Raw genomic sequence first — 13,729 nt, forward strand, 5'->3', positions numbered from 1 at the left:
GATCTCTTTCATGCAGACCGTCACCCTGCTGGGGGCTACCGGTTCCATCGGTACCAGTGCCCTTGATGTTATCGAACGCCATCCTGACCGTTATCGTCTGCACGCACTGACTGCCCATTCGAGCGTTGAAAAATTGTTGGCGCTGTGTCTAAAACATCAGCCCGAGCATGCGGTGCTGGGCAGTGAGGAGGAGGCTGGTCAGCTTGGCGCAGCGCTGGAAGCACATCAGGTGGCCACCCGGGTCAGCTGGGGAGAGCGGGCGCTGTGTGAGGTGGCGGGTGCGGCAGAAGTGGTGGTTGCCGGCATTGTAGGCGCTGCCGGACTGATTCCGACGCTGGCCGCCGTTCGTGCCGGGCGGCGGGTTCTACTGGCCAACAAGGAAGCACTGGTCATGAGCGGTGCGCTGTTCATGCGCGAAGTGGCCCGCTCCGGCGCCACACTGCTGCCGCTGGATTCCGAACACAACGCCATTTTTCAGTGTCTGCCGCGGAAGCATCGCGGTGGGCTCGAGCGTCACGGGATTACCCGATTGCTGTTGACGGCATCGGGCGGTCCCTTCCGCGATTACGACCGGGAGGCATTGGCCCATGTGACGCCCGATCAGGCCTGCGCGCACCCCAACTGGTCCATGGGACGAAAGATTTCGGTCGATAGCGCCACGCTGATGAACAAGGGGCTTGAGCTGATCGAAGCCTGCTGGCTGTTCGATGCCACGCCGGACCAGATTGATGTGGTTGTTCATCCACAAAGCGTGATTCACTCCATGGCCGCTTACAGCGACGGCTCGGTATTGGCCCAGCTGGGCAATCCGGACATGCGTACCCCCATCGCGCATGCGCTTGCCTGGCCCGAGCGTATTGATGCCGGTGTCAGACCGCTGGACCTCTTTGCCGTGGCACGCCTTGATTTTCAAACGCCTGACCTTGAAAGCTTCCCCTGCCTCAGACTGGCACGAGAAGCCATGATGGCAGGTGGCACGACGCCTGCCGTACTCAACGCCGCCAACGAGATTGCCGTGGATGCCTTTCTGACCGGCAGTATCGGCTTTACCGATATTCCTTTCGTGGTTGAAACCGTCATGGGACGTATCGAACGTCGCAGTGCCGATGAGCTTGACGTGATCCTGGCGCAGGATCGTCTGGCGCGGCACGAGGCGCAGGTGGTTATTGATGAGCTGGCCATGACTGCTGCCGGAGGATAGCCATGGGAATCCTGCAAAATATCATCGCGGTCATTGTCGTACTTGGACTATTGATCACGATTCATGAGTTCGGCCATTTCTGGGTGGCAAGGCGCTGTGGCATTCGTGTCCTGCGATTTTCGGTGGGCTTTGGCAAGCCGCTGATCTCCCGAGTGGACCGTCACGGCACCGAGTTTGCCCTGGCGGCCATCCCGCTGGGCGGCTACGTCAAGATGCTGGATGAGCGCGAAGGGCCGGTAGCGTCTGATGAGCAGCATCTGGCCTTTAATCGTCAGCATGTGCTCAAGCGGATCGCTGTGGTGATCGCAGGGCCGCTGGCCAACTTTATTCTGGCCGTGGTGGCCTACTGGGTCATGTTCATGGCCGGTACCACGGCCATCGTGCCCATGGTCGGCGAGGTCGCGCCGGACTCACCAGCTGCGCACGGCGGGCTGCAAAACGGTCAGGAGATTGTCTCCGTTCAGGGTCGGCAGACGCCGGACTGGAACGGCGTCAACCTGGCGCTGGTGGCCGAAATCGGTACCAGTGGCCATCTCGAGGTCTCCACAAAAGACAGGCAGGGACGCCTTGAAACGCATCAGCTACCGGTTGAGCGTTTCATGGCGCGTCAGGACCCGCCCGAGCCGTTGGGAACGCTCGGGTTTACACCCTGGCGCCCTGCAGTTGCTCCGGTCATTGGGCAGGTTCTTGACGACAGCCCGGCGGCGCAGGGCGGTCTTCAGCCGGGGGATCGCATCAGGTCGGTGGAGGGTCAGCCCATATCGACATGGGAGGATCTGGTGTCGCGCGTGCAGGCCGCCGCCGATACGCCGCTTGCAATGCGTATAGAGCGCGACGGTCGTGACATGGCGATCACGGTCACGCCCGAGGGGCGTGAGCAGGATGGCGCCACCACCGGGTTCATGGGGGCCGGCGTCGGCAGTGTCAGCTGGCCTGAGGAGTATCAACGCACCCTGTCCTGGGGGCCGCTGGGCGCCATGGGGCAGGCACTGTCGCGTACCGGGGAAATGACGTCCCTGACCGTTGGGTCCATCGGCAAGATGATCACGGGGCTGATTTCACCTTCCAACCTGTCCGGGCCAATTACGATCGCGCGGGTGGCAGGAGATTCGGCGCGGTCGGGTCTTGAAACCTTTATCAGTTTTCTGGCCTATCTCTCCATCAGCCTGGGGGTGTTGAACCTTTTGCCGGTGCCTGTACTGGATGGTGGGCATCTGGTGTATTACGTCATTGAGCTGGTGCGAGGTCGGCCGGTTTCTGAGCGCGTGCAGGCATTCGGACTTCGTATTGGCATGGCGCTGATCGCCTCGCTGATGCTGATGGCCTTTTATTTTGACATCATGCGTCTTTGATAGCTTCGATGGCTTTGAGCATGACAACCGGGGCCGTTGTCGCCGCGATTATTACAAATTCTGTACCGAGCCCATGACGTCCGCGCTTGTCAGGGTGGTGGGGTTGTGTATAAGGTGCCTGTTCCCGTCAGGGTGGTTGATGGTTACTGCTGGCGTCTCTGGAGTGTCATACTGGCCTTCCCGCTCGGAGCATCGATGTCGATAAGCGAAATGGTTTCCTTTTTGTTGGACCCTGTCAGGGCATTGGCATGAACCTTGAGCAAAAGCGGGCCCCGAGTGGGCGGAATTCTGTAACAAGCGAAATGACGGCATGAAGATTAGAGCTACAGGTTGGGCGGTGTTGTTAATGGGCGCCTCCCAGGCGGCATTTGCCGTGTCCTTCGAGGTTTCCGATATTCGCGTGGAAGGGTTGCAGCGTGTTTCTGCGGGGACCGTGTTCAACGCGTTACCCATTTCCGCCCATGATACGGTCAGTGATGAGTCGATCTCCAATGCCGGCAAGGCGCTGTTTCGTACCGGCCTTTTTGATGATGTGCAGCTGGGTCGGGATGGCGATGTTCTGGTGATCGATGTCGATGAACGTCCCTCTATTGCCAGCATCAATATCAAGGGCAACTCCAAGATTCCCGAGGATCAGCTCAAAAAGGGGCTGAGCGATGCAGGTCTGTCCGAAGGGCAGGTGCTTCAGCGCTCGACACTTGAAGAGATGCAGCGCGAGCTGGAGCGGGTTTACCAGGGGCAGGGGCGTTACAGCGCCCGCATTTCGACCTCGGTCCATGAGCTTGATCAAAACCGCGTGCAGGTTGATATCGATATCAACGAAGGCAACGTGGCGCGCATCAAGCAGATCAATATCGTGGGCAACCAGGATTTTGACGATGACACCCTGCGGCAGCAGTTCGAGCTTGAAGACCGTCCGGGCTGGTTCCTTGGCTGGTTCTCGTCCGATCAGTACTCCCGCGAGCAGCTTCAGGGCGATCTCGATCGTCTGCGTTCCTGGTATCTTGACCGCGGCTACGTCAATTTCGCCATCGACTCGACCCAGGTCTCGATCAGCCCTGACAAGTCCTCGATCTATGTCACGGTCAATATCGATGAGGGCAAGCGCTATCGCTTTGGCGATATCAACTTCGCCGGCAACATCGAAATGCCTGATGACAAGGCGCGTAGTCTGGTCCAGGCCAAAAGCGGCGAGATCTTTTCCCAGTCGGATCTGACCGCCTCTTCCGAGGCGCTTCGCAAGGCGCTGGGTGCCCAGGGCTTTGCCTTCGCCCGTATCGAGGCCGTGCCCAATATTCATGACAACGACGACCGGGTCGATGTGACCTTCAACGTTGAGCCAGGTCGTCGTGCCTATGTTCGCCGCGTCAACTTCCGCGGCAATACCACCACCGCCGATGAAGTGCTGCGTCGTGAAATGACCCAGCTTGAAGGCGCGCCGGCCTCTACCGATGCCATCAGCGACTCTCAGGCACGCCTTGAGCGGCTGGGCTTTTTCCGTCAGGTCGAGGTCAATACCCAGCCGGTGGCCGATACGCCCGACCAGCTGGATGTCACCTACAACGTCGAAGAGCAGCCCTCGGGCAGCATTTCGGCCAGTCTTGGTTTTGCCCAGTCCGAAGGCATCATTTACGGTGCCTCACTGTCCCAGCGCAACTTTCTGGGGACGGGCAATCGTGTGGATATAGGTGCGCAGACCAGCAAGTACTACCAGAACCTGCGGTTCAGCTATACCGATCCCTACTGGACGCTGGATGGCATCTCGCGCGGTTATAACCTCTATTATCGGTCTACCGATTATGAGGATTCCGATATTTCGACCTATTCCACCGACGCCTTTGGCGGTGGGGTGAATTTCGGTTATCCCATCAGTGATTTGTCGCGCTTGAACTTCGGTGTCAATCTTGAAAGCCTGCATGTCGATGACTACGACGATTCCCCCTCGGAAATCGTTCAGTTTATCGACGACGAAGGCAAGGATTTCAATACCTACAGCCTGACCGCCGGCTGGACCCGTAATAACCTCAACCGTGGCATCCTGCCCACGGCGGGCAGCTATCAGAATGCTTCCGTGGAAACGGCCGGTGGCGATGCCCAGTTCTACAAGCTGCGCTATCAGGGCCAGAAGCTTTTCCCGATCAAGACCGAGGAGTGGGCGCTCAAGTTCCGCTCGGAGCTTGGCTACGCCGACAGCTTTGGCGGCACCGATAACATGCCGTTTTACGAGAACTTCTATTCAGGTGGTCTGGGCTCCGTGCGCGGTTTCCGAAGCAATACGCTGGGTCAGCGCACCACAGAGCGCAATGATGGCGACGACGATACACTGGGCGGTAACATCTTGGTGGAAGGGTCCGCTGAGCTGATCTTTCCGACGCCCTTTATAGAGGACCATCGCCAGGTTCAGACGTCCTTTTTCATTGATGCCGGTAACACCTTCCTGAGTGATTGCTACCCCGTCGAGTCGGGACGTACTTCCGAGTGCAGCTCCGGTATTGATCTGGGTGACCTTCGCTATAGCGCTGGCCTGGGGCTTTCCTGGCTGACGCCGGTGGGGCCGCTGACCTTCTCGGTAGCACGTCCCATCAATAAAAAGGATGACGACGATACCCAGTTCTTCCAGTTTTCGCTGGGCCAGACCTTCTGATCATTGGCCATTGCGTTACAATGATACGAATTTCAGGAGTTGAGTAATGCGTAAGTGGATGCTGGCTCTGGCGGTGACCGGAGCGCTTGGAACGACGGTAGGGGCTGCACAGGCCAATGAAGTAGCGGTGCTTGACTGGCAGCAGGCGCTGCTGGAAACCGTTTCGGCGCAGCAGTCGATGAACCAGCTCAAGAATCAGTTGGGCAGTCAGCAGCAGCAGGTCAAGGCGCTGGGCGAGGAAGTTCAAAAGCTCCAGCAGCGTCTGCAAAGCAATGGTGACGTGATGTCCGACAGCGAGCGACAAAACGTCATGCAACAACTGCGTCAGAAGGGCGGCCAGTTTCAGCAACAGCGTGGTCAGCTTGAACAGAAGCGGGCTCAGCAGGAGCAGGCCTTCCTGAAGCAGGCACGTCCCAAGCTCGATCGTGCCATCGAGCAGGTAGTCAAGCGTCACAACGTGGACGTGCTGGTTGATCGCAACAGCGTGATCTATGCAGGTGATACGCTGGATCTGACTCAGGAAGTGACCAAAACCTTCAACTCGCTCAACTGAAGGCGCGCGTCGCTCCACCAAGATGACAAGATATTCAAGTCAAGGTTACACACTCGCCGAGCTCGCTCAGCGCCTTGGGGCCACTCTTCACGGGGACGGCGCCGTGCGTGTTGACGGGCTGTCGACCCTTCATGATGCCGGCACGACCGACATTGCCTTTCTGGCCAACCGTGCCTATCTGAAGGATCTGGCGGGTACGAAGGCCGCTGCGGTCATGCTGCACCCGGATATGGTCGATCAGTGCCCCGTGCCGGCGCTGGCCATCGACAATCCCTATCTGGGCTATGCGCATCTGTCTCGCTGCTTTGCTCCGATTCTGCCCAGCCAGCAGGGGGGCATTCACCCGACTGCGGTGATCGATGACTCCGCGCAGCTGGGCAGTGATGTCACCGTAGCCGCTCATGCAGTCATTGGTGCTGGCGTCACTCTGGGGGATCGGGTCACTGTCAGTGCAAACAGCGTGGTCGGAGAGTACTGCACGGTGGGCGAGGACAGTTTGATCCATCCGGGAGTGACCCTGTATCACGGGGTCATCATCGGTGCCCGGGCCATCATCCACGGTGGTGCCGTGATCGGTGGTGACGGGTTCGGCTTTGCCCATGATGGCAGCCGCTGGCACAAGATTGAACAGCTTGGCGGCGTGATCCTCGGCGACGATGTGGAAGTTGGCAGCTGCACCAGCATTGATCGTGGGGCGCTTGATGACACTGTCATCGGTGACAACGTCAAGATCGACTCCCAGGTGCAGATTGCGCACAACGTTCACATTGGTGATCACAGTGCGCTAGCCGGCTGTGTTGGTATTGCCGGTTCTACCCATGTCGGACGCCACTGTCAGTTGGGGGGCGGGGTAGGCCTTGCAGGCCATCTGACCCTGTGTGACGGCGTCAACGTGACCGGCATGAGTCTTGTCACAAACTCTATCAATGAGCCCGGTATCTACTCCTCCGGGACTGGCTCGATGCCCAGCGCGCTGTGGCGCAAGAATGCCGTGCGCTTCAAACAGCTGGACCAGATGGCCAGAAGAATTACCCGTCTTGAACGCCACAACGAGGGTGAATAAGCGCCCTCGGGTTGCTGGTGCAATCGGTTTTCCATTGCTGCTGCGGCAGCAAATATCATAATGGTTGGCCATGCGGCCGCCAGTCACATGCCTGCCGGCTCGGCAGGCATTTCGTTATGTCAGAGGTTGTGAGCCCATGGTCATGGATATCAACGAGATCCAGGAATATCTCCCCCATCGTTACCCGTTTTTGCTCGTGGACCGTGTTAACGCACTGGAACTGGGCGAATGCATTACGGCCTGCAAGAACGTCAGCTACAACGAGCCCTTCTTTCAGGGCCACTTCCCGGGTCATCCCATCATGCCGGGTGTTCTGATCATTGAAGCGCTGGCACAGGCGGCCGGAATCCTCGGTTTCAAGACCGTCGACAAGCGCCCCGCCGATGGCTACATCTATTACTATGTCGGCAGTGACAATGTTCGCCTCAAGCGTCCGGTCTTTCCTGGCGATCAGCTGACGCTGGAAGCGCGCATGCTCAAGGCACGTCGCGGCATCTGGAAATTTTCCTGCCGTGCGCACGTCGAAGGTGAGGTGGTCTGTGAAGCCGACATCATCTGTGCCGAGAGGAAAGTCTCTTGATACATCCATCTGCCATCATCGATCCTGCTGCGCGTCTGGCGGATGATGTCGAGGTTGGCCCGTTCAGCGTGATCGGTGCCGATGTCGAGATTGGCGCCGGAAGCGTTATCGGGCCGCATGTGGTGGTCAGAGGGCCCACCACGATGGGGCGCAACAATCGCGTCTATCAGTTTGCGACCATCGGTGAAGACTGTCAGGACAAGAAGTATCGGGGGGAAGCCACCCGCCTCGAGATTGGTGATAACAATGTCTTCCGCGAAGGCGTCACCGTTCATCGCGGCACGGTCCAGGATCAGGGCGTGACACGCATCGGCAGCGGTGGGCTTTTCATGGCCTACGCTCATGTGGCTCACGACTGCGTGCTGGGCGACAACGTGATTCTCGCCAATCAGGCCACGCTCGGCGGTCATGTCCATATCGGCGATAACGTGATTCTCGGTGGTCTCTCCGCCGTGCATCAGTTTTGCCATGTGGGGACCTATGCCATGTGCGGTGGTGGTTCCATCATCACCAAGGACATCGCAGCGTTTGTGATGGTGACCGGCAATCCGGCCGCCACGCATGGGCTCAATGCCGAGGGGATCAAGCGTCGTGGCTTTGAAAGCGATGTGATCAGCGAGCTGCGCCGTGCCTACAAACTGGTATTTCGCAGCCAGCGCACGCTGGCGCAGGCCCTTGAAGAGCTGGATCAGCAGGCAAATCGCAGTGCCTGGCTTGATGTCTTCATCGCTTCGCTGAGAAGCTCATCGCGTGGCTTGACACGCTGATGATGCAGGCCGCTGGCCGGAGAGAACCTCGATGCGTGTTTTTCTGGTAGCCGGTGAGCTCTCGGGAGATATCCTGGGGGCGACCCTGATGCGTGAACTCAAGCGCCAGCATGGTGACGTGAGCTTTCGTGGCATCGGCGGCCCGCGCATGATCGAAGAGGGGCTCGAGAGCCTCTATCCGCTGGAAACGCTCTCCATCATGGGGCTTGTCGAGGTACTCAGACATCTTCCCCGCCTGGTAGGCGTACGCCGTCATCTGCGGCGCGAGGCGCAGGCCTGGCCTGCCGACATCATGATCGGCATCGATGCGCCGGATTTCAATCTGGGACTGGAAGCCCAGCTCAGATCAAACGGCATGACCACGGCCCATTACGTCAGCCCGTCGGTCTGGGCCTGGCGTCAGGGACGAGTCAAAAAGATTCGGCGCGCCGTCGACATGATGCTGACGTTTCTGCCCTTTGAAGCCGAATTCTATGAACGCCACGACGTGCCGGTACAGTTTGTTGGTCATCCGCTGGCCGAAGAACTGCCGCTGGACAACGACCGTCATCAGGCAAGGCACGCGCTGGGTATGAGCGATAGCCCCCGCGTGCTGGCCGTATTGCCGGGTTCGCGCAGCAGCGAGATCGGCTTCATGACGCCGGTGTTCCTTGAAGCGATTCGGCTTTTGAGACAGCGCCTGCCCGAGCTCGAGGTCGCCATGCCGGCAGCTTCTCCTGCAAGGCGTGAGGAACTGGTGGCTCATGGCGTTCTTGATGAAGGCATCACCCTCGTGGACGGCCGGGCGTGGGAGGTCATGACGGCATCCGATGCGGTGCTTTTGACCTCGGGAACTTCGGCGCTTGAAGCCATGCTCTGCCATCGCCCCATGGTGGTGGCCTATCGCATGGCGCCCATGACCTGGCAAATAGCCCGTCGTCTGGTCAAAACACACTGGATTTCCCTGCCCAATCTGATCGCTCAGGAGACGCTGGTCCCCGAGCTGATTCAGGATGATGCAACAGGCGAGGCCATTGCCTTGGCGCTGGCACCAATGCTTGAAAATGAACTCGAGTCCCGTGCGCTGAGTGCGCGTTTTGTCGACATGCACCGAACGCTACAGCGCGGTGCCAGTGCGCGGGCCGCCCAGGCCATCCTGGATCTGATGGCCCGGCCACGCCGATCCGATCACTTCTGAACAACAGCGCAACAAGACATGAATTTTATCCCTGAAATCATGACGCCGAATGCCGAGCATCCGCCGCTGGTCGTCCCCTATCAGGGCTGGCGTCTGGCGGGTGTTGATGAGGTCGGTCGTGGACCCTTGATCGGTACCGTGGTGGCCTGCGCCGTCATTCTTGATCCCGAGCGTCCCATCGAGGGGCTGATGGATTCCAAGAAGATGACGCCCAAACGCCGTGAGGTGCTGGATCGCCTGATTCGCGAGCGGGCGCTGGCCGTGTCGCTGGGGGAGGCCACTTCCGGTGAGATTGACACCCTCAATATTCATCACGCCACGCATCTGGCCATGCGCCGGGCCATCGATGGGCTATCGATCACGCCTGAATATCTGCTTGTCGATGGTAACCGCCTGCCCGGCCACCGTCTGCCGGGTCAGGCGGTCGTCAAGGGCGATGGCCGGGTAGCCGCCATTGCCGCGGCCTCGATCGTGGCCAAGGTGGCACGGGATGCCCAGATGCACGCACTCGATGCGCGCCATCCCGAATATGGTTTTGCTGCCCACAAGGGCTATCCGACCCGCGCCCACTTGGAAGCGCTGGCACGACTGGGGCCATTGCCCGAACACCGGCGCTCCTTTCGCCCTGTCAGAGCTCTGTTGCCGGACTGACACCGGCTGTAAAAACATCCCTCTTCTCGCCGGGTCGCTGGCCCGGCAGCGGTGATCATCGGTACCATGGCATGGCCTCTCCGATGTTCCCCGATCTTCTTCGTTGACTGATGCCATTCGTTGACCATAGCGAGCCTGCACCCATGACCACGCCCTTTGTACATTTGCGACTGCACAGTGAATATTCGCTGACTGACGGGCTGATTCGACTCAAGGCGCTGACGCAGAAGGCCGTCGAGGTCGGTCAGCCGGCGCTGGCCGTCACTGACGAAACGAACCTGTTCGGACTGGTCAAGATTTATAAACAGGCGCAGGGCGCTGGACTCAAGGCGATCGTGGGCAGTGATGTCTGGCTCTACAACGCTCAGGATCCGGCCCATCCCTATCGCCTGACCCTGCTGGCCATGAATCAGACCGGTTATCTCAATCTGACCAAATTGATCTCCCGGGCCTGGCAGCATGGTCAGCAGCAGGGGCGCGCCTATCTCCACAAGGAGTGGATCTTCGAACAAAGTGACGGGCTGATCGCGCTCTCCGGAGCGCGGGAAGGCGAGATTGGCCGCTATTTGCTGCACGGCCATGCCGAGACGGCCCGTGAGCTGCTCACCGAATGGCAGCGCTTTTTCCCCGACCGCTTCTATCTGGAGCTGCAGCGTACCTCGCGTGAGAACGATGAAGAGTGCCTGCATTTGAGCGTGCAGCTTGCCATGGAGACCGGAACACCGGTCGTGGCGACCAACGACGTGCGCTTCTTGTCCCGCGAGGACTACTGGGCGCACGAGACCCGGGTGTCGATTGCCGAGGGCAAGGCGCTGGATGACCCGCGCCGGGAAACGCGCTACACCGAGGAGCAGTATTTCAAGACACCCGAGGAGATGGCCGAGCTTTTCGTCGACATTCCCGAGGCGCTGGAAAACAGTGTCCATATCGCCGCACGCTGCAGTGTCGAGATGCGACTGGGCGAAATTTTTCTGCCGGAGTACCCGGTGCCGGAAGGTCAGACCATGGAGGCGTTTTTCTGCGAGCTCTCCCATGACGGTCTGACCCGGCGTCTGGACCTGCTTTTTGGCGGCGAGCGTCCCATTTATCCCGGACGTTCGCGCCAAGAGCACGAGCCCGAGTATCGCAAACGGCTGGATTTCGAGCTCAATATCATCAATCAGATGGGTTTTCCCGGCTACTTCCTGATCGTGATGGACTTCATTCGCTGGGCCAAGCAAAACGATGTGCCGGTGGGACCGGGGCGTGGCTCCGGCGCTGGCTCGCTGGTGGCCTATGCGCTCGAGATCACCGATCTCGACCCACTGGAATATGACCTGCTATTCGAGCGATTCCTGAACCCGGAGCGTGTCTCCATGCCCGACTTTGACGTCGATTTCTGCATGGAAAAGCGCGACCGGGTCATTGACTACGTGGCCGACCGCTACGGGCGCAATGCCGTCTCCCAGATCGTCACCTTCGGCACCATGGCCGCCAAGGCCGTGGTGCGTGACGTGGCACGTGCCCAGGGCAAGCCGTATTCGCTGGGCGACAAGCTCTCCAAGCTCATCCCCTTTGAAGTCGGCATGACACTGGGCAAGGCGCACGAGCAGGAGAGCGCACTGCGCGAATTTCTGGACGTCGACGAGGATGCCCAGGAAATCTGGGACATGGCGCGCCGGCTGGAGGGCATTACCCGCGGGACGGGCAAGCACGCCGGGGGCGTCGTGATTGCGCCTACCAGCCTGACCGACTTCTCGCCGCTGCTGTGCGATGAGGACGGCAGTGGCCTGATGGTGCAGTACGACAAGAACGACATCGAGGAGGCCGGACTGGTCAAGTTCGACTTCCTGGGGCTTCGTACGCTGACCATCATCGACTGGGCGCTCGAGATGGTCGATACGGTGCGGGCGCGAGAAGGAAAGGGGGCGCTGGACATTGCCACCATCCCGCTGGATGACAAGCCGACCTTCGACATGCTGAAAAAGGCCGAGACCACGGCGGTGTTCCAGCTGGAATCGCGCGGCATGAAGGAGCTGATCAAGCGCCTGCAGCCGGATTCACTGGAGGACATGATCGCCCTGGTGGCGCTTTTTCGCCCGGGCCCGCTGCAGTCGGGCATGGTGGATGACTTCATCAACCGCAAGCATGGGCGCGCCGAGCTTGCCTATCCGCATCCGGACTATCAGCATGAATGGCTCAAGAGCGTGCTGGAACCTACCTACGGCATCATCCTCTATCAGGAGCAGGTGATGCAGATCGCCCAGGTGCTGGCGGGTTACAGCCTGGGTCAGGCCGACATGCTGCGTCGTGCCATGGGCAAGAAAAAGCCCGAGGAGATGGCCAAGCAGCGCGCCGGCTTTATGGAAGGGTGTGCTGGCAACGGCATCGATGCCGATCTGGCCGGCAATCTCTTTGACCTGGTCGAGAAGTTTGCCGGTTACGGCTTTAACAAGTCGCACTCGGCAGCCTACGGTCTGGTCTCCTATCAGACCGCCTGGCTCAAGGCGCACTATCCGGGGCCCTTCATGGCGGCGGTGCTCTCGACCGAAATGGACAACCTGGACAAGGTGGTGCCGTTGATCGAGGAGTGCCGGCGCATGGGGCTGACCGTGACCCCACCGGACGTCAACATCGGCAGCTACCGCTTCAGCGTCAACGAGCAGGGGCAGGTGGTCTACGGACTGGGCGCCATTCGCGGCGTGGGTGAAGGCCCGATCGGCGCTATTGTCGAAGCGCGTGAGGCGGGTGGGCCGTTTCGTGATCTCTTTGATTTCTGCCGCCGCATAGATGGCAAACGCATGAACAAGCGCACGCTGGAGGCGCTGATCCGCTCGGGGGCACTGGATCATCTGGGTCCCTCGCGCGCGGTGCTGTTTTCGGCGCTGGAAGATGCCCTGCGGGCGGCGTCGCAGAGCCAGAACAATGCCAGCATCGGCATGGTGGACATGTTTGGTGAGGCGTTTGTCTGTGAGGATGAAGAGACGCTGGATGTCTACAGCGATCATCGCGGCGTGCGCCACTGGAGTGACCGTGACCGGCTGGCCGGCGAGAAGGATACGCTGGGGCTTTACCTGACCGGTCATCCCATCGATGAATATGAAAACGAACTCAAGCGCTTTGTCTCGACCCGCATTGTCGATTTAAAGCCCTCGCGAGAGCCTCAGCGTGTGGCCGGCCTGATCGTGGCCATGCGCACCATGAAGTCAAAGCGGGGCGATACCATCGCCTTTGTGACCCTGGATGACCGTACCAGCCGTATCGAGGCGTCCCTGTTTGGCGAGCTCTATGATCAGGTGCGCCAGCATCTGGCGGCCGACCGGGTCGTGATTCTGGAAGGCGAGGTCAGCCTGGATGACTATTCCGGCGGGCTGCGCCTGCGGGCAAAGGAGGTCACGCCCATGGTCGAGGCCCGCGCCCGCTTTGGTGAGGCGATTGAAATCAGTATCGATGCCGAGCGCATCAATGGACGCTTCAGCCGCACGCTGATGGATCGGTTGACGCCACATCTGGACCAGGAAGGGCTGCCCATTCGGCTTCAATATCGCAACAGCCACGCCGGTGGCTGTCTCGAGTTTGATCCGCAGTGGCGGGTCTCGCCCTGTGACGAGCTGATCACCGGGTTGCAGGAGGGCGTGGAAGGCCATCCAGAGGTCAGACTCTGCTACCGCTGACATCCTGGGCACACCATGAGATGACATCACCGTACAATGGATGTTGTCTCAAGGTTGCACCCAACGCCCACAATGGGATAATGGCCCA

Annotated in this window: 10 protein-coding genes; all 10 read left to right on the top strand. The window is 59.8% G+C overall.

The window, feature by feature from the left end:
* Positions 1-10 precede the first annotated feature (10 nt).
* The 10 genes from ispC (at position 11) to dnaE (ending at position 13,641) form a co-directional block, all read left to right on the top strand.
* Entirely contained in the window at positions 11-1,201 is a 1,191-nt protein-coding gene (ispC, locus tag Q0931_RS01035; RefSeq protein WP_299256376.1) for a 1-deoxy-D-xylulose-5-phosphate reductoisomerase, read from the top strand.
* A gap of 2 nt (positions 1,202-1,203) precedes the next feature.
* Positions 1,204-2,553, top strand: coding sequence for a sigma E protease regulator RseP (gene rseP, locus Q0931_RS01040; protein ID WP_299256378.1), 1,350 nt, complete (start codon positions 1,204-1,206; stop codon positions 2,551-2,553).
* Positions 2,554-2,863: 310 nt separating this feature from the next.
* Positions 2,864-5,197 (top strand): outer membrane protein assembly factor BamA, encoded by a 2,334-nt coding sequence (gene bamA / locus Q0931_RS01045; RefSeq protein WP_299256382.1) that lies wholly within the window; start codon positions 2,864-2,866, stop codon positions 5,195-5,197.
* Positions 5,198-5,243: 46 nt separating this feature from the next.
* Positions 5,244-5,750, top strand: coding sequence for an OmpH family outer membrane protein (locus tag Q0931_RS01050; protein WP_299256384.1), 507 nt, complete (start codon positions 5,244-5,246; stop codon positions 5,748-5,750).
* Positions 5,751-5,772: 22 nt separating this feature from the next.
* Complete coding sequence (lpxD, locus tag Q0931_RS01055) at positions 5,773-6,813, top strand: UDP-3-O-(3-hydroxymyristoyl)glucosamine N-acyltransferase (protein WP_299256386.1); 1,041 nt, start codon at positions 5,773-5,775, stop codon at positions 6,811-6,813.
* Positions 6,814-6,949: 136 nt separating this feature from the next.
* On the top strand, positions 6,950-7,393 hold the full coding sequence (gene fabZ / locus Q0931_RS01060) for a 3-hydroxyacyl-ACP dehydratase FabZ (protein WP_086623243.1): 444 nt from the start codon (positions 6,950-6,952) through the stop codon (positions 7,391-7,393).
* Positions 7,390-8,160, top strand: coding sequence for an acyl-ACP--UDP-N-acetylglucosamine O-acyltransferase (lpxA, locus tag Q0931_RS01065; protein WP_299256391.1), 771 nt, complete (start codon positions 7,390-7,392; stop codon positions 8,158-8,160). The genes fabZ and lpxA overlap by 4 nt, the downstream gene beginning before the upstream one ends.
* Before the next feature lie 31 nt (positions 8,161-8,191).
* Positions 8,192-9,337 carry a lipid-A-disaccharide synthase gene (gene lpxB / locus Q0931_RS01070; protein WP_299256393.1) on the top strand — a complete coding sequence of 382 codons (1,146 nt, stop codon included), beginning with the start codon at positions 8,192-8,194 and terminating at the stop codon, positions 9,335-9,337.
* An 18-nt stretch (positions 9,338-9,355) separates the two neighbouring features.
* Complete coding sequence (gene rnhB, locus Q0931_RS01075; RefSeq protein ID WP_299256395.1) at positions 9,356-9,988, top strand: ribonuclease HII; 633 nt, start codon at positions 9,356-9,358, stop codon at positions 9,986-9,988.
* Between the two features lie 143 nt (positions 9,989-10,131).
* Positions 10,132-13,641 (top strand): DNA polymerase III subunit alpha, encoded by a 3,510-nt coding sequence (gene dnaE, locus Q0931_RS01080; RefSeq protein ID WP_299256397.1) that lies wholly within the window; start codon positions 10,132-10,134, stop codon positions 13,639-13,641.
* The last annotated feature ends 88 nt before the right edge of the window (positions 13,642-13,729 follow it).

The sequence above is a fragment of the uncultured Kushneria sp. genome (assembly GCF_947497025.1).
In the GTDB taxonomy this organism is placed as follows: domain Bacteria; phylum Pseudomonadota; class Gammaproteobacteria; order Pseudomonadales; family Halomonadaceae; genus Kushneria.